Consider the following 26,065-nt stretch of genomic DNA (forward strand, 5'->3'; position numbering starts at 1 on the left):
CCACGGACGCTCTCGACGGGCCATGATCGACCTACGAGTTCCGTGCGGCACCGGCGCCGCACGGTGGTAGGTCGTCGCCCACCACCCCCGGGCGACGACCCCGACGAGGAGGTCGCGCCATGAGCCTGACGAGCCCACCCGTTCCCCCGCCCACCGCGCCGCGAACACCGCCGCGACCCGGGAGAGGCCTAGACAAGGTCGTCGCCTCGGCGGCCGAGGCCGTCGCGGACGTGCCCGACGGCGCGTCGCTCGCCGTCGGCGGGTTCGGCCTGTGCGGGAACCCGATCGCGCTCGTCGAGGCGTTGCTCGCCCAGGGCACCCGGGACCTGTGGGTCGTGAGCAACAACTGCGGCGTCGACGACTGGGGGCTCGGCGTGCTGCTCGCCGCGGGCCGCATCCGGAAGATGACGAGCTCGTACGTGGGCGAGAACAAGGAGTTCGAGCGTCAGTTCCTCTCGGGCGAGCTCGAGCTGGAGCTCACGCCGCAGGGCACGCTCGCCGAGAAGCTGCGCGCCGGGGGCGCGGGCGTCGCGGGCTTCTGGACGCGCACGGGCGTTGGCACGCAGGTCGCCGACGGCGGTCTCCCCCAGCGGTACGACGGCGCGGGCGGCGTCGCGCTGGCCAGCGCGCCCAAGGAGGTGCGCACCTTCGGGGTCGGGCCCCGCCGGCGCGACGGGTCGTACGCCGAGGAGGCCGAGTTCGCCCTCGAGGAGGCGATCACGACGGACTTCGCGCTCGTGCACGCGCGGCGCGGGGACCGGTACGGCAACCTCGTGTTCCACCGCTCCGCGCGCAACTTCTCCCCCCTCGCCGCGATGGCGGGCCGCGTGTGCGTCGCGCAGGTGGAGGAGCTCGTCGAGCCCGGTGAGATCGACCCCGACGACGTGCACCTGCCGGGCGTGTTCGTGCACCGCGTCGTCGAGGTCGGTCCCGACGCGCCGAAGCGTATCGAGCGCCGCACGGTCCGCCCGGGCGCCCCGAACCACGGGGCCGGGCCCGCGCCGTCGGGCACCACGACCGTGACGGAGGGCTGAGCCGTGCCGCTGACCCGCGACGAGATGGCCGCGCGCGCCGCGCGCGAGCTCGCCGACGGCTGGTACGTCAACCTCGGCATCGGCCTGCCGACGCTCGTGCCCAACCACGTCCCGGCGGACAAGCACCTCGTGCTGCAGTCGGAGAACGGGCTGCTCGGCGTCGGGCCCTACCCCGCCGAGGACGAGGTCGACCCCGACCTCATCAACGCGGGCAAGGAGACCGTGACGCTCCTGCCGGGAGCAGCGGTCTTCGACTCCGCGACGAGCTTCGGGATGATCCGGGGCGGCAAGATCGACGCCGCGATCCTCGGCGGCATGCAGGTCTCCGAGAACGGTGACCTCGCCAACTGGATGATCCCCGGGAAGATGGTCAAGGGGCCCGGCGGGGCGATGGACCTCGTGCACGGCGCCGCGCGCGTCGTCGTGCTCATGGAGCACGTCGCGCGCGACGGCTCGCCCAAGCTCCTGCGCTCGTGCACGCTGCCGCTCACCGGGCGGGGCGTCGTGCACCGGGTCATCACCGACCTGGCCGTCGTCGACGTGACGCCCGACGGGCTCGTCCTGCGCGAGACCGCGCCCGGGGTGAGCGTCGACGACGTGCGCGCCGCCACCGAGCCCGAGCTCGCCGTCGCGCTCGACACCCCAGGCTCCACCGCACCCCTCGACGCCGCCGCACCCCTGGAGGTCCACCCGTGAGCACCGCACCCGTCTCCGACGCCCGCCCCGAGGACGTCGTCGTCGTGTCCGCCGCCCGCACGCCCCAGGGGCGGCTCCGGGGGTCGCTCGCCGCGCTGACCGCCGTCGAGCTCGGCGCGGTCGCCGCGCGCGCGGCCCTCGACCGCTCCGGCCTCGGCGCGGACGCGGTCGACGCCGTCGTGGTCGGCCAGGTCCTGCAGGCCGGTGCCGGGCAGAACCCGGCCCGGCAGACGGCGGCCGCGGCGGGCGTCGGCTGGGACGTGCCTGCCGTCACGGTCAACAAGGTGTGCCTGTCCGGGCTCACGGCCGTGATCGACGGGACGCGGATGATCCGCTCCGGCGAGGCGGAGGTCGTGCTGGTCGGCGGTCAGGAGTCCATGACGAACGCGCCGCACCTGCTCCCCGGGGCGCGTGCGGGGTTCGCGTTCGGCGACACGACGCTCGTCGACGCGGTCGCGCGCGACGGCCTCACCGACGCGTTCGACCGGGCCTCCATGGGCGTCTCGACCGAGCGCACCAACGTCGGCGACGTGTTCGTGTCCCGTGCGGAGCAGGACGCCGTCGCGGCGGCCTCGCACCAGCGGGCCGCGGCCGCGGCGAAGGACGGCCTGTTCGAGGCCGAGCTCGCGCCCGTGCACGTCCCGCAGCGCCGCGGCGAACCGGTCGAGGTCCGCGACGACGAGGGCGTGCGCCCCGACACGACCGTCGACGGCCTCGCGCGCCTGCGCCCGGCGTTCGACCCCGACGGGACGATCACGGCGGGCAACGCGTCGCAGATCTCCGACGGCGCCGCCGCCCTCGTGCTCACGACGCGCGCCCACGCCGAGGCGGCCGGGGCGCCGGTGCTCGCGACCGTCCGCACCTGGGGACAGGTGGCCGGGCCCGACACGTCGCTGCACTCCCAGCCCGCGCGCGCCATCCGTCAGGCGCTCGACCGCGCCGGGTGGGCCGTCGAGGACCTCGACCTCGTCGAGATCAACGAGGCCTTCGCGACCGTCGTCGCGGTGTCCACGCGCGTGCTCGGCGTCGACCCGCAGGTCGTCAACGTCCACGGGGGCGGCATCTCGCTCGGCCACCCCATCGGGGCGTCCGGCGCGCGCCTCGCCGTCCACGCCGCCCACGAGCTCGCCCGCCGCGGCGGCGGACGTGCCGCCGTCGGGCTGTGCGGCGGCGGCGGTCAGGGCGAGGCGCTGCTGCTGGAGGCGTGACCCGGCTCAGCCCTGGACGACGCTCGTGCCCTCGCCGCCGTCGTCCACCGTGGGAGCGGGGCCCGTCTCGTACTCGAGGCGCGTCCCGTTCCCGCTGACCTGCACCGAGTCCACGCTGCGCACGTCGACGGAGGCACCGTGCCCGGAGATCATCACCGACGCGACGTGGCCGTCGACGTCGACGTCGGCGTCGTTGCCGGAGATCTCCAGGCTCTCCAGGTCCGACGCCTCGACGTCGACCTCGGTGCCGTGCCCCGTGAGCAGCACCGACGTGCACGACCCGACCACGTCGACGTCCGCGCCGTCCGCGCTGATCTCCACCGCGCCCCCGCCGCAGTCGAGGCGGGCGTCGCGCGCGCCGTGCTCGGAGAACACCTGACGGTCCGACGCCGCGCCGTCGTCCGCGCCGTCGTCCCTCGCGTCGTCGGTGGCGTCGTCGGTGGCGTCGTCGGTGGCGCCGCTGTCGTCGGTGGTCGCGCCGTCGGCGGTGACGGTCTGCGTCACGGTCGCCGGGTCCTCGGGGTCGCCGCCGCAGGCGGCGAGGCCGAGGACGAGCAGGACGGGGACGGCGAGCAGGGCGGGACGGCGGGAAGTCATCTGCCCATCGTCAGGAGCGGACGACGCGGCGGCAAGCCGGGGCGTCGCGCGCCCCGGTGACGTCCCGCACACCGGCCGGGCGCCTCGTCGGCCCGGGCCGGTCCGCGGTCACGACGGGGCGTGCCGGTCGAGGAACGTGAACACCTCGGTCTGGTCGACGCCCGGGAACGCCCCGGCGGGCATCGCGGCGAGCATGGAGGCGTGCGGCCGGGCGCTCGGCCACGCGTGGCCCGCCCACCGGGCCGCGAGGTCGTCCGGGGGGCGGCGGCAGCACGCGCCGTCGGGGCAGCGGGACGTGAGCCGCTCGGTCGTGTCGCGCCCGAGGAACCACTTGACGTGCGCGAACGGCACCCCGACGCTCACGGAGAACAGCCCGTCGGCGCTGTCCTGGACGCGGCTGGTGCACCAGTACGTCCCCGTGGGGGTGTCGGTGTACTGGCTGAACGGGCTGAGGCGGTCCTCAACGTCGAACACGGTGCGCGCGGTCCACGCCCGGCACACGTACTGACCCTCGACGGCGCCGAGCGCGTCGGCGGGGAACCGGACGCCGTCGTTCTCGTACGCCTTGTGGATCACGCCGGACTCGTGGACCTTCATGAAGTGCACGCCGATCCCGAGGTGGCGCGTCGCGAGGTTGGTGAAGCGGTGCGCCGCCGTCTCGTAGGAGACAGCGAAGGCGTCGCGCAGGTCCTCGATGGAGATGGCGCGCGCGTCCTTGGCGGCGCGCAGCACCTTCACGGCGTGCTTCTCCGGCAGGAGGATCGCCGCCGCGAGGTAGTTCGCCTCGACGCGCTGGCGCAGGAACTCGCCGTAGCCTGTGGGCTCGGCGTGCCCGAGGACGAACGGGGCGAGCGCCTGCAGGAGCGCCGACGTCGCGTTGGACCGCCCGCGCATCCCGTTGCTCGGCAGGTAGACGCGCCGGTGGCGCAGGTCGAGCAGGGAGCGGGTGGAGTGCGGCAGGTCGGGCACGTAGTGGAGCGTGAAGCCGAGGTGCGCGGCGACGTCGGCCGCGACACGCTGCGGGAGCGGGCCGCCGGTGTGCCCGACCCCGTCGAGGAGCTCGGCCGCCGCGTCCTCCAGCTCCGGGAAGTAGTTGTCCTGCCCGCGCATCGTCGCGCGCAGCTCGGCGTTGGCGCGCCGCGCCTCCTCGGGCGTCGCGGCGCGCTCGGTGTGGAGCCGTTCGAGCTCGCGCCGCAGCGCGACGATCGCCTCGAGCGCGTCGGTCGGCAGCGACTTGCCGACCCGCACCGGGCGCACGCCGAGGGCGTCGAACAGGGGGCCGCGCTGCGCACGTTCGAGCTCGATCTCGAGCGCGTCGCGTCGTGACGGCGGCTCCGGCGAGAGGAGGTCGTCGAGGCTCGCGCCGAGGGCCCGGGCGACGGCCTGGAGCTGGGCGAACCGGGGCTCGCGCTTCCCGTTCTCCAGGAGCGACACCTGGGAGGGGGCGCGCCCGATCGCGGCGCCGAGCTCGTCGAGCGTCAGGCCTCGTTCGGTGCGCAGGTGGCGGATCCGGCGACCGATCGTCAGGGCGTCGGGCTCGCTCTCGAGGGGGATTTCCGCATGTTCCGCGATTCCGGCGGGTGGCGTCGTCGGGATTGCCATGACTGAGGGTGGCACGGGCCACTCCTTGCGCACAAGAGAAGAACGATGATTCTTTCGTCCTATCTGGCTTGAGAACGGGTTGCCCGCGGCACGAAGGTCGATTCACGGGCCTCGCCGAGGTCCGTGAACCGGCAGGCCGTCCCGCGCAGCGCGGGTCGGCGCACCTCCAGGAGGCACCCGTGACCAGGCCCACCATCGTCAGCCGCCGCTCCCCGTCCGAGTACGCGGGCGGCACCCGCCCCCTCGGCGCCGTCGCGACCACGGCCGGCGTCGCGGGGCCCACCTCCCCGAGCCCCCACGCCGGGCACGCCTCGGACCCGACCGCGCCGTCGTCGCGGCCCGGCGACCAGACGCAGACGGCGGACCAGCTCGCCGCGCAGTGGGAGGCCGACCCCCGCTGGGCCGGGCTCCGCCGCGACTACACCGCCCAGGACGTCGTCGCGCTGCGCGGCTCGGTGCACGAGGAGCACACCCTCGCCCGCCGCGGCGCCGAGCGCCTGTGGGACCTCGTCCACACCGAGGAGTGGGTGCCCGCGCTCGGCGCGTTCACCGGCAACCAGGCCGTGCAGCAGGTGCGCGCCGGGCTGAAGGCCATCTACCTGTCCGGGTGGCAGGTCGCCGCCGACGCCAACCTGTCGGGCCAGACGTACCCCGACCAGTCCCTCTACCCCGCCAACTCCGTGCCCGCCGTCGTGCGCCGCATCAACAACGCGCTGCTGCGCGCGGACCAGATCGAGACCGCGGAGTCGCCCGAGAACCGGCCGGGTCGCGACTGGCTCGCCCCGATCGTCGCCGACGCCGAGGCCGGGTTCGGCGGCCCGCTCAACGCCTACGAGCTCATGCGGTCGATGATCGCCGCGGGCGCCGCGGGCGTGCACTGGGAGGACCAGCTCGCGTCGGAGAAGAAGTGCGGCCACCTGGGTGGCAAGGTGCTCGTGCCCACGTCCCAGCACGTCCGCACGCTCAACGCGGCCCGGCTCGCGGCCGACGTCGCGGGCGTCCCCTCGGTGATCATCGCCCGGACCGACTCGCTCGCCGCGGACCTGCTCACCTCCGACGTCGACGAGCGCGACCGGCCGTTCCTCACGGGCGAGCGCACCTCGGAGGGGTTCTACCGGGTCCGCCCGGGCGAGGACGCCGTCATCGCGCGCGGGCTCGCCTACGCGCCGTACTCCGACCTCATCTGGGTCGAGACCGGCACCCCGGACCTCGGGCTCGCGCGCCGCTTCGCCGAGGCGGTGCACGCCGAGCACCCGGACAAGAAGCTCGCCTACAACTGCTCGCCGTCGTTCAACTGGAGGAAGCACCTCGACGACGCCCAGATCGCCAGCTTCCAGAAGGAGCTCGCGTCGATGGGGTACGCGTTCCAGTTCATCACCCTCGCCGGCTTCCACGCCGTCTCGCACTCCATGTTCGAGCTCGCGCGCGGCTACCACGAGCGCGCCATGACCGCCTACGTCGAGCTGCAGGAGGCCGAGTTCGCCTCCGAGGCCGACGGCTACACCGCCACCCGCCACCAGCGGGAGGTCGGCACCGGCTACTTCGACCGGGTCGCCACGGCTCTCAACCCCGACGCCGCCACCCTCGCGCTCGCCGGGTCCACCGAGACCGCCCAGTTCCACTAGACCCTCCCTCTGCGGGACCCGACCTCCGGAGCACGCCATGACCACCCTCACCACGTCCACCACCTCGCCCTCCACCACGCCGCTGCCCGACGGCGGCCCGCACCCGGGCGACCCGGCCCGCCACGCGGCGTCGGGCACGGAGCGCACGCCGCACGGCACGCTGCGCGTCACCGGCGCGCTCGGCGAGCGGTACCGCGAGATCCTCACGCCCGAGGCGCTCGACTTCCTCACCGCGCTGCACGACCGGTTCGTCGCCCGCCGGCACGAGCTGCTCATGGACCGCCAGCAGCGCCGCCAGGACGTCGCCGACGGGATCGACCCGGACTTCCGCGCGTCGACCCGACCCGTCCGCGACGACCCGACGTGGCGCGTCGCCGGGTCGGCCGGCGCGCCGGGCCTGGAGGACCGGCGCGTCGAGATCACCGGTCCGACGGACCCGAAGATGACGATCAACGCCCTGAACTCCGGGGCGAAGGTGTGGCTCGCGGACGCGGAGGACGCGTCCAGCCCCACGTGGCGCAACGTGATCGAGGGCCAGCTCGCCCTGCACGACGCGATCCGCGGCACGATCGAGCACACCAGCGCCGAGGGCAAGCGGTACCGCCTGCGCTCGTCCGACCTCACGGACCTCCCGACGATCGTGTTCCGTCCCCGCGGGTGGCACCTCATCGAGAAGCACATGCGGTACGTGGACCGCGCCGGGGTGAGCGTGTCGGCGTCGGCCTCGCTGGTCGACTTCGGGCTGTACCTGTTCCACAACGCGCGCGAGCTCGTGGCACGCGGCCGCGGCCCGTACTTCTACCTGCCGAAGCTCGAGGGCTACCGGGAGGCACGGCTGTGGAACGACGTGTTCGTGTTCGCCCAGGAGTGGGTCGGGATCGAGCAGGGGACGATCCGGGCCACCGTGCTCGTCGAGACGCTGCCCGCGGCGTTCGAGATGGAGGAGATCCTCCACGAGCTGCGCGACCACTGCGCCGGGCTCAACGCGGGACGCTGGGACTACCTCTTCTCGATCATCAAGGCGTTCCGCACGCGCGGGGAGTCGTACGTGCTGCCCGACCGCGGGCAGGTCACGATGACGGCGCCGTTCATGCGCGCGTACACCGAGCTGCTCGTCGCGACGTGCCACCGGCGCGGCGCGCACGCCATCGGCGGGATGAGCGCGTCGATCCCCGACCGGCGGCGCCCCGACGTCACGGAGCGCGCGCTGGAGCAGGTGCGGTCCGACAAGCGGCGCGAGGCGGGCGACGGGTTCGACGGGACGTGGGTCGCGCACCCCGACCTCGTCGAGACCGCGCGCGCCGAGTTCGACGCCGTGCTCGGCGACCGCCCGAACCAGGTGTCGCGGCTCCGCGACGACGTCCGCGTGGGGCAGCACGAGCTGCTCGACATCGGCTCCGCACGCCGTGCGGGCGCGACCGTGACCGCCGCCGGGCTGCGCGCCAACGTGTCGGTGGGCGTGCGGTACGTCGAGTCGTGGCTGCGCGGCGTCGGCGCCGCGGCGATCGACCACCTCATGGAGGACGCCGCGACCGCCGAGATCTCCCGGTCGCAGGTGTGGCAGTGGATCGCGTCCGGGACCCGCACGGAAGGTGGCGTGCCGATCACGCGCGAGCGCGTCGAGGCGCTGCTCGCCGAGATCGTCGACGACCTCCCCCGCACCCCGGGCAACCGGGTCGACGACGCCGCGGCGGTGTTCCGCGCCGTCGCGCTCGCCGAGGACTTCCCGACCTTCCTCACCATCGGGGCGTACTCGCAGTTCCTCGTCGGGTCGGAGGTGGACCAGCCCGACCCTGCCTGAGGCACCTCCCCGCGCCCGGGCACGTGGCCGCCGCCGTTCCCTCGCGTCGCGCGCGGGACGGCGGCGGTCGCGTCGCGTCAGCCGTCGTCCGCGCCGTCCGTCGTCGCACGGTTGGCCTCGAGCGCCCGCTCGATGTCCAGCACGACGGCCCCCGCGGCGAGGTAGTCGTCGCCGCTCCCGCGGTCCCGCTCGTGCGCGAGGGCGCGGCGCAGCGCCAGCACCGCCTCGCGCGCCGGCTCGCGGTCGGCGTCGGGGCCGTCGCGCACCACGACGGCGAGCGCCGCGAGCGCCTCCGCCACCGGGTGGCGCAGGGTCGCGCCGAGGACCTGGCGGTCCAGGTCGAGGTCGTCGCGCTCGCCCTCGGTGAGGACCCGCACGAGGTCCGTGACGACGGCGGTCGTCACCGCGAGCCGTTCGGAGCGGAGCTCCTGCTCGTGCAGGCGGCCCCGGTGGCGGCGCGCGCGGAGGTTGAGCCGTTGCGCCTCGCGCGCCCGCTCGGCGGCCTGCCGGGACCCGTCGACCGCGGGCGCGACGGCACGACGGCGCTCCTCCCACTCCTCGGCGCGCGGTGCCCGGTCGCCGTGCAGGCCGTCGGCGAGGGCGTCGAGCTGGTCGGCGAGCACGTCGCGCAGGTCGTCGAGCGCCTTCTCCGACGGGGCGAGCGGGAGGGGCGGGGCGGCGAGGTTGACGAGGACGCCGACGCCCGCGCCGACGACGACGAGCCCGATGTAGGCGATCACGAAGTCCGACTGGTCGCGTGCGCCGCCGATGACGAGCACGAACAGCGCGGAGTTCACGGTCCACGTGCCCATGTCGCCGAGCGTGCGCCACCCGGCGAGGAGGCTCGCGGCGACGACGACGACCGCGACCGTGAGCGAGTCGACGGGCAGGACGAGGTCGAGCACGCCTGCCACGGCGGCGCCGAGCACGATGGCGACGGTCGCGCGCACCGACTGGCTCACGGACCGGGCCGCCGTCGACGACGTCGCGACGACGGCGCCGAGCGGCGCGTAGTAGCGGTAGTCGGCGAACGGGTCGGGGAACGCGAGCCCGACGACCCACGCGACCCACCACGCGAGCCCGGCCGCGATCCCGGAGCGCAGCGCCACCGCCCAGGCCGGGTGCGTGGCGAGCCAGCGCACGACCCGCGAGACGCGCGGGCGCACGGCGGTGCGGGGCGGCGACGAGGTGCGGGGCATGACGCCATCCTGGGCCGACGGCGCGCCGCTCGCCTGGTCGGGCGGGCGCCGTCGTGCCAGAGTCGTCGCCATGCCGCACGCGCCGCGTCCCGGGCCTCGGCCCCTGCGCGCCGTGCGAGCGTGGTGGGCCGGGGTCCGGCCCGCGCGCGGCACGTTCTGGCGGTCGGCCGGCGCGGGCGTCCCGGGCGCCGTCGGGGGCGTGCCCGACGGGATGGCGGCGGCGACGCTCGTCGGGGTCAGCCCTGTCCACGGGCTCTACGCGACCGCCGTCGGGCGCGTCGTGGGCGGGCTCGGCGTGGACTCCCAGCTCATGGTGGTGACGACGACGAGCGCGGCGGCCCTCGCCGCAGGGTCGGCCGTCGCAGGGGTCGACCCGGAGGACCGGCTCGACGCCCTCGTCCTCATGACCGTCCTCGCGGGCGTGCTCATGGTCCTCGCGGGGGTCGCGCGGCTCGGCCGTCTCACGGGGTTCGTCTCGCACTCCGTCATGACGGGGTTCCTCACGGGCGTGTCGGTGAACATCCTGCTCGGCCAGCTCGCCGTGCTCACCGGCACCGACCCGGCGGGCTCCGTCGCGGTCGTGCGGGCGTTCGAGGTGGTGAGCGCGCCGGGCACGTGGGACGTGCCGTCGCTCGTCGTCGGGGGCGTGGCCGTGGTGCTGCTCGTCGCCCTCGCGCGGACCCGGCTGGGCGGGTTCGCGGCCGTCGTCGCGCTCGTCGTCACCGGGGTGGCTGTCGCCGTCCTGCACCTCGACTCCGTCGCGGTCGTGTCCGACGCCGGTGCGATCCCCGTCGGGCTGCCCGCCCCCGCCCTCCCGCAGGTCGGGCTCCTCACGACGGACGTGGTCGTCGGTGCGGTCGCGGTCGCGGCGATCGTGCTCGTCCAGGGCGCGGGCGTCGCGGAGTCGGTGCCGAACCCGGGCGGGCGTCGCGCGGACGCCGACCGCGACTTCGTCGGCCAGGGCGTCGCGAACGTCGCGGTGGGCCTCGTGCGCGGCATCCCCGTCGGCGGGTCCGTCGGCCAGACGGCGGTGTCCACGGCCGCCGGGGCGCGCGACCGGTGGGCGGGGATCCTCTCGGGCGTGTGGGTGCTCGTCGTCCTCGTCGCGCTCTCCGGACTCGTCGGCGCCGTGCCGTCGCCGACCCTCGCCGCGGTGCTCGTCGTCGCGTCCCTCGGGTCCCTGCGGGTCGCCGCGATGGCGACCGCGTGGCGCACCGGCGGGCAGTCGCAGGTCGCCATGGTCACGACGTTCGTCGCCACGCTCCTGCTGCCCGTCGCCGCGGCCGTCGGGATCGGGGCGGCGCTGTCGATCCTCCTCCAGGCGAACCGGGAGTCGCAGGACCTGCGGATCGTGCGCCTCGTGCGTCAGGACGACGGCCGCGTGCGCGAGGAACGGGCGCCGCGCCGGCCCGACGACCACGCCGTCACCGTGCTCGACGTGCACGGCAGCCTCTTCTACGCCGGCGCCCGGGCGCTGGAGTCGGCCCTGCCCGACCCGACCGGGTCCCGGGAGGCGGTCGTCGTGCTGCGGCTGCGCGGTCGTGCCAGCCTCGGGGCGACCGCGTTCACGGTGCTCGCGGGCTACGCCGACCGGCTCGGTGCGGGCGGCGGGCGGCTCTACGCGAGCGGCGTGGACCCTGCGCTCGCCCAGCGGTTCGCCCGCGTCGTCGACGTGCGCGAGCACGAGCAGATCCGCGTCTTCCCCGCGACGCCCGTGATCGGGGAGTCCACCGAGCTGGCGTCACGGCACGCGCACGCATGGCTGGTCCGCGGCGTCGAGACCGAGCAGATCCCCGTGGTGCGGGGTCCCGGCCCGCTGCGCCGGCTGTGGGCCCGCGCGCGGTCCGCGCTGCGCCGCGGCTGACGCCCCTCCCCGCCGGGCGAGACCCGCGCGCGCTGCCGCGGGCACGACCGACGCGCGGTTCCGCGGACGGCGTCAGGAGAGCGCGCGGACCAGCTCGCCGCGCGACGCGGCGAGCCACGCCTCGTTCTCCCGGATGCGGTCCCCGACCCCGTCGTCCCACATGCGCTGCCATCCCCCGCCGCGGGTGGCCGCCGCGTGCCGCATCGCGTACCAGCTGCGCGCGAACCGCTGCGCGAGCACGTCGAGCAGCGCGACCCGCTCCGACCGGTCCAGCCCGTACGCCTCCGCCAGGATGCGGGCGCGACGCCCCGCGTCGAGGTCGCGGAACACCGCGGGGCGTGCGTCGGGCGGGCTCACGGGCGCCCAGTAGAGCAGGGTCGTCGCGACGTCGAGCAGCCGCGTCGTCGGCCCTGCGAGGTCGAAGTCGATGACGGCCGAGAGGACCCGCGGGCCGTCCGGGCGGTCCCCCGCCGGGACGAACAGCGCGTTCTCCACCGTGACGTCGTTGTGCCCGACGACGTCCGGCACGTCGAACACGTCCGGCACCTCCCGGAACTGCGGCCGATCGCGCCACGCCACGCCCTCGGGCAGCACGACGTCCTGCGACACGTCGTGCAGGGCGCGCTGCCACTCGCCGAGCTGCACGAGCAGCGCCTCGTCCGTCGCCCACGGGTGCGGCGGACGCCCGCCCATCTCCCCGGGCTCGAACGTCACGACCTCCCGCCCCGCGTCGTCGACCCCGAGGAAGCGTGGCGCGCGGTCGAACCCGACGCGCTCCAGGTGCAGCAGGTACGCCTCCACCGCGGGGCTGTGGTCGTCGCGGGGCCGGCGCACCGTCGACCCGCGACGCACCAGCCCGTCCGACACGTCGCCGCCGACGAGCGGCACCTCCACGTCGTCCTCGTCGTCGCCGTGGAACCTGCCGGGGAACCCGCCCGCGTCCGTCATGGCGCACACCCTGGCACACCGGCGGCGCGGCGACCAGGGCCGGCCGATGCGGGATGCGTGCTGTGGTGAGGGTGCCGGCCGAGGTGGTCGCGCTGGGGCCGTGGTGGGCGGTGCCGGCCGACGCTGGTCGGCGGGGCCCGGGGTGTGCGAGGATCCGCCCACGCACGGCAGGCCGACGTCGTCCGCGCGCCCGACCCGACCGGCCGACCGGCCGACCGGCCGCCCGACACCACGGAGCCGCAGGTGAGCGACCTCTTCGTCCCGCCGACCGCGCCACCCCCCGCACCGACCCCGGCCTCCCCGGTCCCCGCCGCCCGCCCGGCGGTGTTCGCGGCGCCCTCCGCGCCCGCACCGCTGCCCGCGCCGCCCCTGCCAGCCCGCGGGCCGTCCGCCACGACCGTCGGGGTCGTCGCCGCGCTCCTCGGCGTCGTGCTCGGCACGCTCGGCGGGGTGTGGCTCGCCCACGCGGTGCCCGGCCCCGTGCCCGGCTCCGACGCCGCTCCCGCCGCCGCGACGTCGTCGGTGCACCTCCGGTGAGCGTCCCGCCCGGCCTGCTCGCCGACCCCGCCCACGACCGCGCGCCCAGCCCCTACCGGACCCCGACAGGGCCCGGCACCCGTCCGCCCGCACCGCAGCGGCCCACGACCACCCGGCAGCGCGTCGTCGTCGGCTGCGTGAGCGGCGGCGTCGCGCTCCTCGTGTCCGGCGTCCTCGCGTTCACGGCCGCGTACCTCACCGAGCACGGCGACGCCCTCCTCGTCCCCACCACCGGCGCCGCGTACGACGACACGTGGGACGACACGTGGGACGAGGAGGTCTGGTCGGACGGACCCGGTGCGGGCACCCTCGACGACCCGTGGCGCCTCGACCGGACCGTGTACGGGCCCGAGTGGGACGTCACCCTCGGCACGCCGCGCGACGCCACCGCCGAGATCCTCGCAGCCCACCCCGACGCCGCGCCGCCGCCCGACGGCGCCGCGTACTGGGCCGTCCCCGCCGCCGCCTCCTACTGGGGCGCGTCCGCCGCCGTGAAGGACGTCCACTCCGTCCGGTTCGCGTTCGTCGCCGCCGACGGCACCGTCCACGACACCCCCTGCCCCGCCGTCCCCGGCGAGCTCGTCACCACCGGCCGCGTCCCCGTCGAGGCGACGCGCGTCGGCACGCTCTGCGTCACCGCACCCACCGTGCCCGACGGCGCGTGGCGGCTCACCCTCGGCACCGCCGGTCCCGTGCACCTCGCCCAGCCGTCCGGAGCGGCCTCCTGACGCGCGGCTCCGACCTGACGGCTGTCCACAGGTCGAGAAGCATGGTTCCGTCCGGTCGGGTGTTTCGCTAGGTTCTGGGGCAGTTCGTGCAGCGCCGCCCGGGTCGGGTGGCGTGCAGGGGGTCTGCTGCAGGGGGAAGTCATGCCGTTCGTAGGTCGTTCGTCGCGTCGTGCCCGACGTCGTCCGGTCGCCGGGGGGTGTCGGGGCGCCCGGTACCGGGACGCCGGGTTCTCGGTCGCCGGGTTCCCGGTCGCCGGGTTCCGGGGCGCGGGGCTGCGCGTCGCCGGTGCCGTGCTGGTGGTGGGCCTGGTCGTGTCCGGGTGCACGGGTGATCCGGCCGAGCCCGAGACCTCGGCGAGCTCGAGCAGCGCGGTCGAACCGACGCCGACCCAGACGCCCGAACCGACGCCCACACCGAGACCGGCCCGGTCAAGCCCGAGCGTCCGGCTGCGATGGACCAGCACGACGCCGAGGGTGCCGCCGCTGCCGCGGAGTACTTCCTCGAGCTCTACCCGTACGTCATGACCACCGGCGACACCGCTGAATGGGAAGCCATGACCCACGAGGCGTGCGGGTTCTGCAGCGACTCGATCGGTCAGGCCACGAGGATCGTCGACGAGGAGGCATCGTTCGAAGGTGGTGAGATCGCGACAACGGTGATCACCACCTACGCGCAAGACGATCTGACAGGGCTCTATCCGCTGGACGTGCAGATCGACCAAGAACCGATGGTGATTCGGGACTCAAGCAACGCCGAGCTCTTCGCCGACGATCGAACCTCCGACCTCTACCGGGTGGAGATGGGCATCCGCGACGGAACATGGGTCGTCTTCGAGGTCGCGGGTTCTCCGGAGGCATGACTATGTGCGTGAACTGCACGCCGCGCGAACTGCCCCGCATCGGCGTCCTCCTCCCGGCTTCCGCTGGTTTCGCCGCGCTCGTCCTCGTCTCGCTCTTTGTGTTGATTGGAGCGACGCACGCCCACGGAACTGGCGAGGCGGCAGAACCCTGGGGCGGTGTCAGGACTCATGCGGCTGACGAGAACGTCACCGCGGAAGCGATCGCGGAGCGGGCGACGTGGGGTGGGGGTGTGTTCGAGTCGGGTGCGGATGGCGGGCCGGCGACGGAGCGGTTCTGGCGTGCGGACGCGAGCCGGTGTCTGACGGTGGACCTGGCGGGCTCGGCGGAGGTGTTGCGTCAGTCGTGCGCTGAGGGGACCGAGGTCGCGATGGCGGGGGTGGAGTGCGGGGCGGACGAGCACACCTTGGACCCGTTGTACCGCCAGACGCGCACGGTGGGCACCGACGGTGCGGTCGGTGCGTGGACGTTGGAGGAGGTCCTCAACGAGGGCGACTGCGTGTCCCCGGCGGACCTGCTCGCCGAGGCCGAGCGGCAGTTCGCGACCTTGCCGATCGTCCCGTCGCAGGTCGTCGTGCAGCCGCCGGACGGGTGGACCCTGGTCAACGTCCCCACGATCACCTACACCCAGGACGAGCCGCAGGTCCTGGCGGCGACGCTGCTGGGCATCGGGGTGGAGATCCGTGCGACCCCTGAGTCGTTCGCGTGGGACTACGCCGACGGCACGGACCCCGTGGTCACGACCGACCCGGGGGCACCGTACCCGGACCACACGGTGCACCACACGTACGTCGAGCCGGTGGAGTCGTTGACGATCGGGCTGACCACGACGTGGTCGGGCCAGTTCCGCATCACCGGGTCCCCGACGTGGACCGACGTGCCCGGCACCGCCACGACCACCAGCACGGCCGAGCCGTTGCGCGTGTACGAGGCCCGCTCCCGCCTGGTGACCGACACGCTCGACTGACCCGGCCGCCGTCGGGCGCCCGTGCCGCCGGACGTACGCCGAGAACGACCCTGCTCGCCGCCGACCACGAGGTTGTTGCCGTTCTGGCGCTCAGAACGACATCAACCTCGTGCTCGGCGGGCGAGGTCAGACGGCCAGGGCGTCGAGCTCGTCGTCGGTGAGGAGCCGGGAACGGATGAGGAAGCGCACGCCCTCGGGTGCTTCGACGCTGAAGCCCGCGCCGCGGCCGGGCACGACGTCGATGGTGAGGTGCGTGTGCTTCCAGTACTCGAACTGGCTGCGGCTCATCCACACGGGGACGGTGAACCGCTCACCGGCCTGGCCGTCGGCCCCGGTGGCGGTATCGGGCTCGACGACGAGGTTTCCGAGGTGGACGTCGGCGTCGGAGGTGAGGAAGTCGCCCTGCGGGTAGCACATCGGCGACGACCCGTCGCAGCACCCGCCGGACTGGTGGAACATCAGCTCGCCGTGGATCGTGCGCAGCCGCGCGAGCAGCACGGCGGCGTCGTCCGTGAGCGCGACCCGCGCGGGTGGCGCGACGAGATCGGGCGAGCGGGCGTCGTCGGGCACGGGGACCTCCTGGCGGGGACGGACGAGAACGACATCGCTCGCCGCCGAGCACGAGGTGAGTGCCGTGACGACGCTCAGAACGACGTCAACCCCGTGCTCGGCGGCGGGCGGGACGGGCCGGCCTAGAAGAAGCCGAGCTTCTGGGCCGAGTACGACACGAGCAGGTTCTTCGTCTGCTGGTAGTGGTCGAGCATCATCTTGTGGTTCTCGCGCCCGACGCCGGAGCCCTTGTAGCCGCCGAACGCCGCCGCCGCAGGGTACGCGTGGTAGCAGTTCGTCCAGACGCGGCCGGCCTCGATGGTCCGCCCGGCGCGGTACGCGGTGTTCCCCGACCGGGACCACACGCCGGCGCCGAGGCCGTAGAGCGTGTCGTTGGCGACGGCCATGGCGTCGTCGAAGTCGGAGAAGTCCGTGACGGCGACGACCGGGCCGAAGATCTCCTCCTGGAAGATCCGCATCGAGTTCTTGCCCTCGAAGATCGTGGGCTGGACGTAGTAGCCGCCCGCGAGGTCGCCGTCGAGCTCGGCGCGCGCCCCGCCCGTGAGCACCTTCGCCCCCTCGGCCTTGCCGATGTCGATGTACGACAGGATCTTCTCGAGCTGGTCGTTCGACGCCTGCGCGCCGATCATCGTGTCCGTGTCGAGCGGGTTGCCCTGCGTCACGGCCTCGGTCCGGGCGATCGCGTCGCCGAGGAAGGAGTCGTAGATCGACGACTGGATGAGCGCGCGGGACGGGCACGTGCACACCTCGCCCTGGTTGAGCGCGAACATCGTGAAGCCCTCGAGCGCCTTGTCGTAGAAGTCGTCGCGGGCGTCCGCGACGTCGGCGAAGAAGATGTTCGGCGACTTCCCGCCGAGCTCCAGCGTCACGGGGATGATGTTCTGGCTCGCGTACTGCATGATCAGGCGGCCGGTCGTCGTCTCGCCCGTGAACGCGATCTTGCGGATGCGTGGGCTGGACGCGAGCGGCTTGCCCGCCTCGACGCCGAACCCGTTGACGACGTTCACCACGCCCGGCGGCAGCAGGTCCCCGACGATGTCCATGAGGAACAGGATCGACGCGGGCGTCTGCTCGGCCGGCTTGAGCACCACGCAGTTGCCCGCCGCGAGCGCCGGGGCGAGCTTCCACACCGCCATGAGGATGGGGAAGTTCCACGGGATGATCTGCCCGACGACGCCGAGCGGCTCGTGGAAGTGGTACGCGATGGTGTCCTCGTCGATCTCGGAGATGGACCCCTCCTGCGCGCGGATCGCCCCGGCGAAGTAGCGGAAGTGGTCGATCGCGAGCGGGATGTCGGCGGCGAGGGTCTCGCGCACCGGCTTGCCGTTCTCCCAGGTCTCGGCGACGGCGATCTTCTCGAGGTTCGCCTCCATGCGGTCGGCGATCTTGTTGAGGACGACGGCGCGCTCGGTCGCGCTCGTGCGGCCCCAGGACCGGGCGGCGCCGTGCGCGGCGTCGAGCGCGCGCTCGATGTCGTCGGCGTTGCCGCGCGCGACCTCGGTGAACGGGCGGCCCGTGACGGGGCTCGGGTTCTCGAAGTACTGCCCGCTCGACGGAGCGACGTACTCGCCGCCGATCCAGTGGTCGTACCGGGCCTTGTACTCGGCGATGGCCCCGTCGGTGCCGGGGGCTGCGTAGACCGTCATGCGTCTGCCTCCTCGCAGTGCTGCTGGCCGCTGCGTCGCGGTGCGGCACGGATGCCCGACGGCGCGTGCGCGGCCCGGCGCGTCGTCGCGCCGTGGTCGTCACGCTAGGAGGCCGAGGGTTGCAGCGGCGTTGCAGCCGCCGGGAAGCCGCCGAGCACCCGCCGAGCACGAGGTTGCTCGCGGTCGATCACGAGGTTGCTGTCGTTCTGCGGTCCAGAACGACAGCAACCTCGTGGTCGGCGGGTCCGGTGGAGCGGGTCAGGCAGGGTCAGGTCCGGCGGAGCAGCTCAGGCGAGCTCCGCGTCGAGGACCGCGAGGTGCGCGCGGGCGCGGGCCCACGACGGGCTGCCGTGGTCGGCGCGGCGGGCGAGCCGGGTCCAGGCGGCGTGGTCGTCGACGCCGTCGTCGGTGCGGGTCCAGGCGTCGAGCGCCCGCAGGTCGCCGCTCGCGAGGACGGCGGCACGGACCTCTGCCGTGAGCTCGGCGCGCAGCCGCTCGATCCCGGGTGCGACGGAGCGCGGGAGCAGCGGACCGGCGTAGGCGTCGAGGGCGCCGTGCACGTCGCCCGCGGCGAGGCGTCCCCGCACCGCGCCGACGTCGGTGTGCACGGGCCGCGCGAGCCGGTAGGGCCGTGAGCCCTCCAGCAAGGATCCGGCCACGCGACGCAGGCGCGACACCTCGGCACGGACGGTGACGTCGGACAGGTCGCCGGGGTGCAGGAGCACGGCGAGCTCGTCCGCGGCGAGGCCGCGCGGGTGCTCGGCGAGGAGCGCGAGGATCTCGGCGTGCCGCAGGGAGAGGTGCTGCTCGCCGTCGGGCCCGACGAGCGCAGGACGGGCGAGGAGCCGCAGACCCGGGGCGGGCCGTGCGGGCCGGGCCGTCCGCACCGCGAGCTCGCGCTCCAGGCTCGCGACCGTCGCGCGCACCAGGGACAGCACGACGTGCGACGCGGCGGCCCGGCCGCCGGTGACGTCGAGCACGCCGACGACGCGCCCGGTGGCGTCGTGGATCGGTGCGGCGGCGCAGTTGAGGTCCTGCACGGGGCGGGAGAAGTGCTCGGCGCCGAGCACCTGGACGGGGCGCCGGGTGGCGAGCGCCGTCCCGGGGGCGTTGGTCCCGACGCGCTCCTCGCGCCACACCGCGCCCTCGACGAACCCGACCCGCTCGACCGTGCCGCGCGTGCGGGCGCTGCCCTCGACCCACAGGAGGCGCCCCGCGTCGTCGGACACGGCGACGACGAGACCGTCGTCGCGCGCGCCCTCGACGACGAGCTCCCGCACGACCGGCATGAGCGGGGCGAGCGGGTGGGAGGCGCGGTACGCCTCGAGCTCGTCGTCCGCGAGCCCGGCGCCGGGGCGCGGCTCGTCCGGGTCGACGCCGGAGCGCACGCTGCGTCGCCACGACGCGGCGACGAGGGGGTCGACCCCGGGCAGCAGGTCGCCGGTGCCGAGGAAGATGTCGTACGCGGTCCGGACCGACCGGGGGTCACGGCGTGCCGGGGCGCCCGGTGTCGTGGACCGTTGCGCCATGCTCGCCTCCGACGTCGGTGTCCGGGGTGCTGCGGCCAGTGTAGGGGCCGCCGTGACGGCCGTCACACCGTGCGTGCCGCGACGTCGGGTGGGCGCGCACGTGCGTGACGGTCGGCGCGACGTCGGTGGCGGCGCGGGACGCTGACGTGGCGCGTAACACTGTCTCAGCATGCGCCCCCGCTTCTCATCAGGTGGACGCGCGACCTAGCCTGGCGGTCGGACAGCCGCGCACCCGCGCGCACCGACAGCACGCCGGCCCACGGAGGACACCATGCCCGCACCGCTCGACACCGCCGAGAAGATCACGCAGTACGCCCACCCCGACCGCCTCGTGAGCACGGACTGGCTCGCGGAGCACCTCGGGCAGCCGGGCGTCGTCGTCGTCGAGTCCGACGAGGACGTCCTGCTCTACGAGACCGGCCACATCCCGGGCGCCGTGAAGATCGACTGGCACACGGACCTCAACGACCCGGACACGCGCGACTACATCGACGGCAAGGGCTTCGCCGCCCTCCTCGGGAGCAAGGGCATCGGCCGCGACACGACGATCGTCGTCTACGGCGACAAGAACAACTGGTGGGCCGCGTACGCGGCGTGGGTCTTCACGCTGTTCGGCCACGAGGACGTGCGTCTGCTCGACGGCGGCCGCGGCAAGTGGATCGCCGAGGGCCGCGAGACGACGACGGACGTCCCGGCGCCCGAGGCCGTCGAGTACCCCGTGGTCGAGCGCGACGACGTGACGATCCGCGCGTTCAAGGAGGACGTGCTCGCGCACATCGGCAACGGCCCGCTCGTCGACATCCGCTCCCCGCAGGAGTTCACGGGCGAGCGCCTGCACATCCCGGACTACCCGGAGGAGGGCGTGCTGCGCGGCGGCCACATCCCCACCGCGCGCAACGTGCCGTGGGCGACGGCGGTCGCGGAGGACGGCACGTACAAGTCGCGCGCCGAGCTGGAGGCGATCTACCAGGAGGGCGGCCTCGGTCTGGCCACGGACGACGAGGTGGTCACCTACTGCCGCATCGGCGAGCGCTCCAGCCACACGTGGTTCGCGCTGACGTACCTGCTGGGCTTCGACAAGGTCCGCAACTACGACGGCTCGTGGACCGAGTGGGGCAACGCGGTGCGCGTGCCGATCGTCAAGGGCGACCAGCCGGGCGAGGCGCCCGCGTCGCTGAACTGACCTCCGGCGTGCCCGACGGCGCGCGGCGGCCCTCCCTGCGAGGCTCGCCGCGCGCCGTCGGCGTTCCGCCCGGTGGGACCGCCACGCCTGCGGCGCCCGGCGGGTGCGAGGATCGACCCATGAGCGCTCTCACGCCCGACGCCGCCCCGTCCGCGGACCTGCCCGCCGCGCTGGCGGAGATCCGCGAGGACTTCCTCGCCCTGCCGGAGCGCGAGCGCCTGCAGCTCCTGCTGGAGTTCGCGAACGAGCTGCCGGCGCTGCCGGAGCGGTACGCGAGCGCGCCGGGCATGCTGGAGCGCATCGAGGAGTGCCAGTCCCCCGTGCGCGCGTTCGCCGAGGTGGACGGCGAGGGCGTCGTGCACTTCTTCGCGACGGCGCCCGCGGAGGCGCCGACGACGCGCGGGTTCGCGTCGATCCTCGCGCAGGGCCTCTCGGGCCTGACGGCCGAGCAGGTGCTCGCGGTGCCGGACGACTTCCCCATGTCCATCGGTCTGACCCGCGCGGTGAGCCCGCTGCGGATCGGCGGCATGAACGGCATGCTCACGCGCGCGAAGCGTCAGGTTCGGGAGCAGCTCGCGCGCGCCTGACCGGCCGCGCACCGCCCACCGCCGGGCTGAAACGATATCGACATCGCTTTCTGCTGAATTTGTTTGAAGAACAGACGGAAACCCCCTTGTGGATAGTTCAACGGATTGACATTATCGCGGTGTCCAGACCGCTGATCACAAAGGTGTCGATCGCATGTCCCACCTCAGACGCGCTCTCTCCCTCACGACGGCACTGTCCCTCGTCGTCGTCGGCGCGGTCCTCGCGCCACCGGCCACCGCCGACGACCCACCACCACCCCCCGTCGTCGCCGAGCCCGAGCAACGCCTGCTCGTGTTCTCCAAGACGGCGGCGTTCCGGCACGGCTCCATCCCCGACGGCATCGCCGCGCTCGAGACCATCGGCGAGGCGAACGGCATCGCCGTCGACACGACCGAGGACTCCGCGGCGTTCACGCCCGAGAACCTCGCGCAGTACGACGCCGTCGCCTTCATGTCGACGACCGGCGACGTGCTCGACGACGGCCAGCAGGCCGCGTTCGAGGACTACATCCGCAGCGGCGGCGGCTACGTCGGCGTGCACGCCGCGAGCGACACCGAGTACTCCTGGCCCTGGTACGGCGAGCTCGTCGGCGCCTACTTCGCCGGCCACCCCGCCGTCCAGGAGGCCGGCATCCACGTCGAGGACCGCACCCACCCCTCGACGGCGCACCTGCCCCAGCGGTGGGAGCGCACCGACGAGTGGTACAACTTCGGCGACAACCCCCGCGGCGACGTGCACGTCCTCATGACGCTCGACGAGACGTCGTACGAGGCCGGCGGCGGCGCGATGGGCGCCGACCACCCCATCGCCTGGTGCCAGTACCACGAGGGCGGACGCTCCTGGTACACCGGCCTCGGCCACACCCCGGAGAGCTTCGTCGAGCCCGCGTTCGTCGAGCACCTCACCGGCGGTGTCCTCTGGGCCGTCGGCGCCGCGTCGAACGACTGCGGCGGGACCGTCGACGCCAACTACCAGAAGGTCGTGCTCGACGACGACGTCGCGAGCCCCATGGGCCTCCAGGTCGCCCCCGACGGCCGCGTCCTGTACATCGAGCGCGCCGGGCAGGTGCGGGTCATCGACCCCGAGACGTCGACCACGTCGACCGCCGGCCGCCTCCAGGTCCACAGCGCGCAGGAGAACGGGCTGCTCGGCATCGAGCTCGACCCCGACTTCGCCGACAACGGCTGGGTGTACCTCTTCTACACGCCCGACAGCGACCTCATCGAGTCGCCGCACCAGCGGCTGTCCCGGTTCACGCTCGAGGGCGGCACGCTCGACATGGCGAGCGAGCAGATCCTCCTGCAGATCCCCCACCAGCGCGAGGAGTGCTGCCACTCCGGCGGGTACCTCGACTTCGACGCCGACGGGAACCTGTGGATCTCCACCGGCGACGACTCCTCCCCCGGTGGCGCACCCGGCGGCTACGCCCCGATCGACGAGCGCCCGGGCCAGGAGGCCATGGACGCGCAGCGCTCCTCCGCCAACACGAACGACCTGCGTGGCAAGCTCCTGCGGATCACGCCGACGGACGACGGGTCGTACACCGTGCCCGCCGGCAACCTCGTCGACACCGAGTGGGCCGCCGGCCAGGACGCCACGAAGATCCGGCCCGAGATCTACGTCATGGGCCTGCGCAACCCGTTCCGGTTCGCCGTCGACCAGACCACCGGAGCGGTCTACCTCGGCGACTACGGGCCGGACGCGAGCGTCGCCGACGCCCGCGGCATCGACGGCCGCGTCGAGTGGAACGTCATCACGGAGCCCGGCAACTACGGCTGGCCGTACTGCCACGGCGGCGGCGCGTACGTCGACTACGACTACGCGACGAGCACGCCGGGCGCCGAGTTCGACTGCTCGGCCCCGGTGAACGACTCCCCGAACAACACGGGCGTCAGCGAGCTCCCCCCGGTCGTCGACCCGCTCGTCGCCTACGGGCGGTCGCTGCGCGACCCGGACGTCGGCACCGGCGGCGCGCCCATGGGCGGCCCCGCGTACGTGTTCGACGAGGACCTCGAGTCCGACCGCCAGTGGCCGCGCTCGATGGCCGACAAGCCGTTCTTCTACGAGTGGGGCCAGAACCGGCTGTACCAGCTCCACCTCGACGAGGACGGGGCGCGCACCGACGTGACGCGCGTGCTCGCGTCGATGGGCTTCGTGCGACCGCACGCGATGGTCTTCGGCGAGCACGACGGCGCGATGTACCTCATCGAGTGGGGCGCCGGCTTCGGCGGCAACAACCCCGACTCCCAGGTGGTGCGCATCGACTACACCGGCGGCAACGACCGCCCGCTCGCGAAGGCCACGGCGACGCCGCGGTCCGGCGGCGTCCCGCTGGAGGTCGAGTTCTCCAGCGCGGGCACGGCGCACCCCCAGGGCGGGGACCTCACGTACGCGTGGGACTTCGGTGACGGCGCGACGTCGACCGACCCGAACCCCACCCACACGTACACCGAGGAGGGCGACTTCACCGCCGTCCTCACCGTGACCGACGTCCAGGGCCGCACCGGCACCGCGAACGTCACGATCTCGGCGGGCAACACCGAGCCCGTGGTCGACATCCGCTGGCCCGCGAACGGCACGGTGTTCACGTACGGCGACACCGTCGAGTTCGACGTCGCGGTGACCGACGCCGAGGACGGCTCGACCACCGCGGGCGACATCGACTGCTCCGACGTCACGGTCGAGCTCATCCTCGGGCACGACGACCACGGCCACCCCATGAAGGAGGCGACGGGCTGCACCGGCTCGTTCGTGCTGGAGGAGGACAGCGGCCACACCGACACCGACCGCATCACGTACGCCATCGAGGCCCGGTACACGGACGGGGGCTCCCCGGAGGGGACCGTCGCACCGCTGACCGGTCGTGACGTGGTCGCGATGCAGCCGTCGCGCAAGCAGGCCGAGCACTACTCGCTCGGCACCGAGGTGCGCACCGAGGCGACGGCCGACCCGATGGGCGGCGACCTCAACGTCGGGTTCATCCGGACGAACAGCGCCATGACGTTCGACGACTTCAACTTCGCGAACGTCGACGCGCTGCGCTTCCGGGTGGCGTCGCCGAACGCCACGAGCCGCATCGAGATCCGCAAGGACACGGCGGACGGCGACCTGCTCGGCAGCGTCGCGGTGCCCAGCACCGGCGGGTTCCAGAGCTGGGGCTGGGTCGAGGCCGCGGTCGACGACCCGGGCGGCACGTTCGACCTCGTGCTCACGTTCACGGGCGGCGACGGCTACCTGCTCAACCTCAACTGGTTCGATGTGCTCGGCGAGGGCGCGGCCGGCGGTCCGCCCGTCGTCATCCCGACGCCGACGGCGCAGCTCGCCCCGGCGGACCCGGTCCAGGGCGGCTGGTACCGCGACGCGGTGAGCCTCACCCTGACCTCCGAGGCGGACGACGCGATCGAGTACCAGGTGGGCGACGGCGCGTGGACGCCGTACGACGCACCGGTCACGTTCGCCGACGACGGCCGCCACGAGGTCGCCTTCCGTGCCGTGCGCGGGGAGGACACGTCGAACCGCGGCAGCGTCGTGGTGCAGGTCGACGGGACCGACCCGACGACGACCACCGACCTCGTCGCGCAGACCGAGGGCGAGACGTTCACGGGCGACGTGGTCGTGACGCTCGACGCGCAGGACGCCACGTCCGGCGTGGAGGCCACCACGGTCCGGGTCGACGGCGGCGACGAGGTCGCCTACGACGGCCCGTTCACGGTGACCGGCGACGGCGACCACACCGTGCAGGTGCGCAGCACCGACGCGGCGGGGAACGTCGAGGAGTGGCGGACGGTGCGCTTCGCGAGCCCGAGCGGTCAGCGACCGCAGGTCTCGCTGAGCGAGCCCCCGCTCGGCGGCGTCGTGCCGTTCGGCCAGGCCGTGCGCTACACGGCCGACGTCGGCGACCCCGAGGCCGACTGCGCCGACGTCCGCGCGCGGCTCGTCGTCACGGGCGACGACCGCACGTGGCGCGGCGATCCGAGCGACGGGTGCACGGGCCTCGTGACGATGGTCCGGCCCGACGACGCCGGGCCGACCGAGCGCCTGCGGTACGAGGTCGAGGTGCTGTACGCGCGCGGCGGCCACGACGGCGAGGTGCGCAACCTCGAGCAGGCCCGCGCGAGCGTGCGGGTGCAGCCGTCGCTCGTCGAGGCCGAGCACGCGGACTCGACGGTGCGCACCGAGGCGACGGGCGACTCCCTCGGCGGCGGTCTCAACGTCGGGTGGCTGCGCACCGGCGCGACGATCTCCTACGAGGACGTCAACCTCGCGGGGATCGACGCGATCCGCTTCCGCCTCGCGTCGAGCAGCATCGGCGGGAGGCTGGAGCTGCGGCAGGACACGGCCGGCGGCGCGCTCCTCGGGAGCACGACGATCACGAACACGGGCGGCGGCCAGTCGTACCGGTGGTTCGAGACGCCGGTGACCGACCCGGGCGAGCCGTTCACGCTGGTCCTCGTGTTCACGGCGACGGGTTCGCACTACATCGCGAACATCAACATGTTCGAGTTCGTCGGTGACGGCGTCTCGACCGACCCGGCGCCGGCCGGGCTCGCGGTCTCGACCCAGGTCGTGCCGCGGTGCCTCGCCGGGAAGGTGTACGTGGCGGTGCGGGCGACCAACGAGGACTCGGTGCCCGTCGACGTCACCCTCACCACGCCGTTCGGCACGAGGACCGTCGCCGACGTCGCACCGGGTGCGAGCGCGTACCAGTCGTTCGCGACGCGCTCGACGTCCGTGGCGGCAGGTGCGGCGCAGGTGAGCGCCGCCGGCGACGGACGGACGTTCGCGGCCGACGTCGAGCACGGCGCGCTCGACTGCGGCTGATCCCGCGTCGACACCACCGGGCCGCCGTCGCTCCGTCCCCGGAGCGGCGGCGGCCCGCGGTGCG

The 26,065-nt window shown here is 74.2% G+C and carries 19 protein-coding genes and 1 pseudogene; 13 read left to right on the forward strand and 7 right to left on the reverse strand.

Annotated features, from left to right (window positions below; translation table 11 throughout):
• The first annotated feature begins 119 nt into the window (after nucleotides 1–119).
• From LGQ04_RS08330 to LGQ04_RS08340, 3 genes are read left to right on the forward strand one after another with little or no spacing between them, the layout of a single operon-like run.
• A complete protein-coding gene (locus tag LGQ04_RS08330; protein WP_229243231.1) occupies nucleotides 120–1,034 on the forward strand; it encodes a CoA transferase subunit A in 915 nt (304 codons plus the stop codon).
• Between the two features lie 3 nt (nucleotides 1,035–1,037).
• On the forward strand, nucleotides 1,038–1,730 hold the full coding sequence (locus LGQ04_RS08335; RefSeq protein ID WP_229243232.1) for a CoA transferase subunit B: 693 nt from the start codon (nucleotides 1,038–1,040) through the stop codon (nucleotides 1,728–1,730).
• Nucleotides 1,727–2,938: an acetyl-CoA C-acyltransferase gene (locus LGQ04_RS08340; protein WP_229243233.1), complete on the forward strand. Its 1,212-nt coding sequence runs from the start codon at nucleotides 1,727–1,729 to the stop codon at nucleotides 2,936–2,938. Before LGQ04_RS08335 ends, LGQ04_RS08340 begins: the two co-directional genes overlap by 4 nt.
• A 6-nt stretch (nucleotides 2,939–2,944) precedes the next feature.
• Here LGQ04_RS08340 and LGQ04_RS08345 read toward each other — a convergent pair whose 3' ends face one another.
• Together LGQ04_RS08345 and LGQ04_RS08350 are read right to left on the reverse strand one after the other, a co-directional pair.
• The gene (locus LGQ04_RS08345) at nucleotides 2,945–3,535 is read right to left on the reverse strand and encodes a DUF3060 domain-containing protein (protein WP_229243234.1); all 591 of its coding nucleotides are present in this window, start codon (nucleotides 3,533–3,535) and stop codon (nucleotides 2,945–2,947) included.
• A gap of 108 nt (nucleotides 3,536–3,643) precedes the next feature.
• A complete protein-coding gene (locus LGQ04_RS08350) occupies nucleotides 3,644–5,137 on the reverse strand; it encodes a helix-turn-helix transcriptional regulator (protein ID WP_229243235.1) in 1,494 nt (497 codons plus the stop codon).
• A gap of 179 nt (nucleotides 5,138–5,316) precedes the next feature.
• Here LGQ04_RS08350 and aceA point away from each other — a divergent pair, with 179 nt between their 5' ends.
• Together aceA and aceB are read left to right on the forward strand one after the other, a co-directional pair.
• Complete coding sequence (gene aceA / locus LGQ04_RS08355; protein ID WP_229243236.1) at nucleotides 5,317–6,762, forward strand: isocitrate lyase; 1,446 nt, start codon at nucleotides 5,317–5,319, stop codon at nucleotides 6,760–6,762.
• A gap of 37 nt (nucleotides 6,763–6,799) precedes the next feature.
• A complete protein-coding gene (aceB, locus tag LGQ04_RS08360; protein ID WP_229243237.1) occupies nucleotides 6,800–8,563 on the forward strand; it encodes a malate synthase A in 1,764 nt (587 codons plus the stop codon).
• A gap of 77 nt (nucleotides 8,564–8,640) precedes the next feature.
• Here aceB and LGQ04_RS08365 read toward each other — a convergent pair whose 3' ends face one another.
• Nucleotides 8,641–9,762, reverse strand: coding sequence for an aromatic acid exporter family protein (locus LGQ04_RS08365; RefSeq protein WP_229243238.1), 1,122 nt, complete (start codon nucleotides 9,760–9,762; stop codon nucleotides 8,641–8,643).
• Here LGQ04_RS08365 and LGQ04_RS08370 point away from each other — a divergent pair.
• Complete coding sequence (locus LGQ04_RS08370) at nucleotides 9,761–11,626, forward strand: SulP family inorganic anion transporter (RefSeq protein WP_229243239.1); 1,866 nt, start codon at nucleotides 9,761–9,763, stop codon at nucleotides 11,624–11,626. The two genes, LGQ04_RS08365 and LGQ04_RS08370, sit on opposite strands and share 2 nt — an antisense overlap.
• Before the next feature lie 72 nt (nucleotides 11,627–11,698).
• Here the strand turns inward: LGQ04_RS08370 and LGQ04_RS08375 are convergent, their stop codons facing one another.
• Complete coding sequence (locus LGQ04_RS08375; RefSeq protein ID WP_229243240.1) at nucleotides 11,699–12,574, reverse strand: phosphotransferase; 876 nt, start codon at nucleotides 12,572–12,574, stop codon at nucleotides 11,699–11,701.
• Between the two features lie 243 nt (nucleotides 12,575–12,817).
• Between LGQ04_RS08375 and LGQ04_RS08380 the strand changes: the two genes are divergently transcribed.
• From LGQ04_RS08380 to LGQ04_RS08395, 4 genes and pseudogenes are all read left to right on the forward strand, one after another.
• Nucleotides 12,818–13,111, forward strand: a complete 294-nt coding sequence (locus LGQ04_RS08380; RefSeq protein WP_229243241.1) for a hypothetical protein — start codon at nucleotides 12,818–12,820, stop codon at nucleotides 13,109–13,111.
• Nucleotides 13,108–13,839: a hypothetical protein gene (locus tag LGQ04_RS08385; protein WP_229243242.1), complete on the forward strand. Its 732-nt coding sequence runs from the start codon at nucleotides 13,108–13,110 to the stop codon at nucleotides 13,837–13,839. Before LGQ04_RS08380 ends, LGQ04_RS08385 begins: the two co-directional genes overlap by 4 nt.
• Nucleotides 13,840–14,282: 443 nt before the next feature.
• Nucleotides 14,283–14,699, forward strand: a pseudogene (locus tag LGQ04_RS08390) (DUF6318 family protein); the annotation flags it as partial.
• A gap of 404 nt (nucleotides 14,700–15,103) precedes the next feature.
• Nucleotides 15,104–15,664 (forward strand): hypothetical protein, encoded by a 561-nt coding sequence (locus tag LGQ04_RS08395; RefSeq protein WP_229243244.1) that lies wholly within the window; start codon nucleotides 15,104–15,106, stop codon nucleotides 15,662–15,664.
• 126 nt (nucleotides 15,665–15,790) lie between these two features.
• Here LGQ04_RS08395 and LGQ04_RS08400 read toward each other — a convergent pair whose 3' ends face one another.
• From LGQ04_RS08400 to LGQ04_RS08410, 3 genes are all read right to left on the reverse strand, one after another.
• Entirely contained in the window at nucleotides 15,791–16,234 is a 444-nt protein-coding gene (locus LGQ04_RS08400) for a DUF779 domain-containing protein (RefSeq protein ID WP_229243245.1), read from the reverse strand.
• 122 nt (nucleotides 16,235–16,356) lie between these two features.
• The gene (gene adh / locus LGQ04_RS08405) at nucleotides 16,357–17,880 is read right to left on the reverse strand and encodes an aldehyde dehydrogenase (RefSeq protein WP_229243246.1); all 1,524 of its coding nucleotides are present in this window, start codon (nucleotides 17,878–17,880) and stop codon (nucleotides 16,357–16,359) included.
• A gap of 287 nt (nucleotides 17,881–18,167) precedes the next feature.
• Complete coding sequence (locus LGQ04_RS08410; RefSeq protein WP_229243247.1) at nucleotides 18,168–19,409, reverse strand: GAF domain-containing protein; 1,242 nt, start codon at nucleotides 19,407–19,409, stop codon at nucleotides 18,168–18,170.
• Nucleotides 19,410–19,680: 271 nt separating this feature from the next.
• Between LGQ04_RS08410 and LGQ04_RS08415 the strand changes: the two genes are divergently transcribed.
• The 3 genes from LGQ04_RS08415 to LGQ04_RS08425 all read left to right on the forward strand — a co-directional run bounded on the left by LGQ04_RS08415 (nucleotide 19,681) and on the right by LGQ04_RS08425 (nucleotide 26,001).
• Nucleotides 19,681–20,592 (forward strand): sulfurtransferase, encoded by a 912-nt coding sequence (locus LGQ04_RS08415; protein WP_229243248.1) that lies wholly within the window; start codon nucleotides 19,681–19,683, stop codon nucleotides 20,590–20,592.
• Nucleotides 20,593–20,711: 119 nt separating this feature from the next.
• Entirely contained in the window at nucleotides 20,712–21,179 is a 468-nt protein-coding gene (locus LGQ04_RS08420) for a SufE family protein (RefSeq protein ID WP_229243249.1), read from the forward strand.
• 154 nt (nucleotides 21,180–21,333) lie between these two features.
• Entirely contained in the window at nucleotides 21,334–26,001 is a 4,668-nt protein-coding gene (locus tag LGQ04_RS08425) for a ThuA domain-containing protein (RefSeq protein WP_229243250.1), read from the forward strand.
• Nucleotides 26,002–26,065: the final 64 nt, after the last annotated feature.

The organism is Cellulosimicrobium marinum (assembly GCF_020551945.1).
GTDB lineage: Bacteria > Actinomycetota > Actinomycetes > Actinomycetales > Cellulomonadaceae > Cellulosimicrobium > Cellulosimicrobium marinum.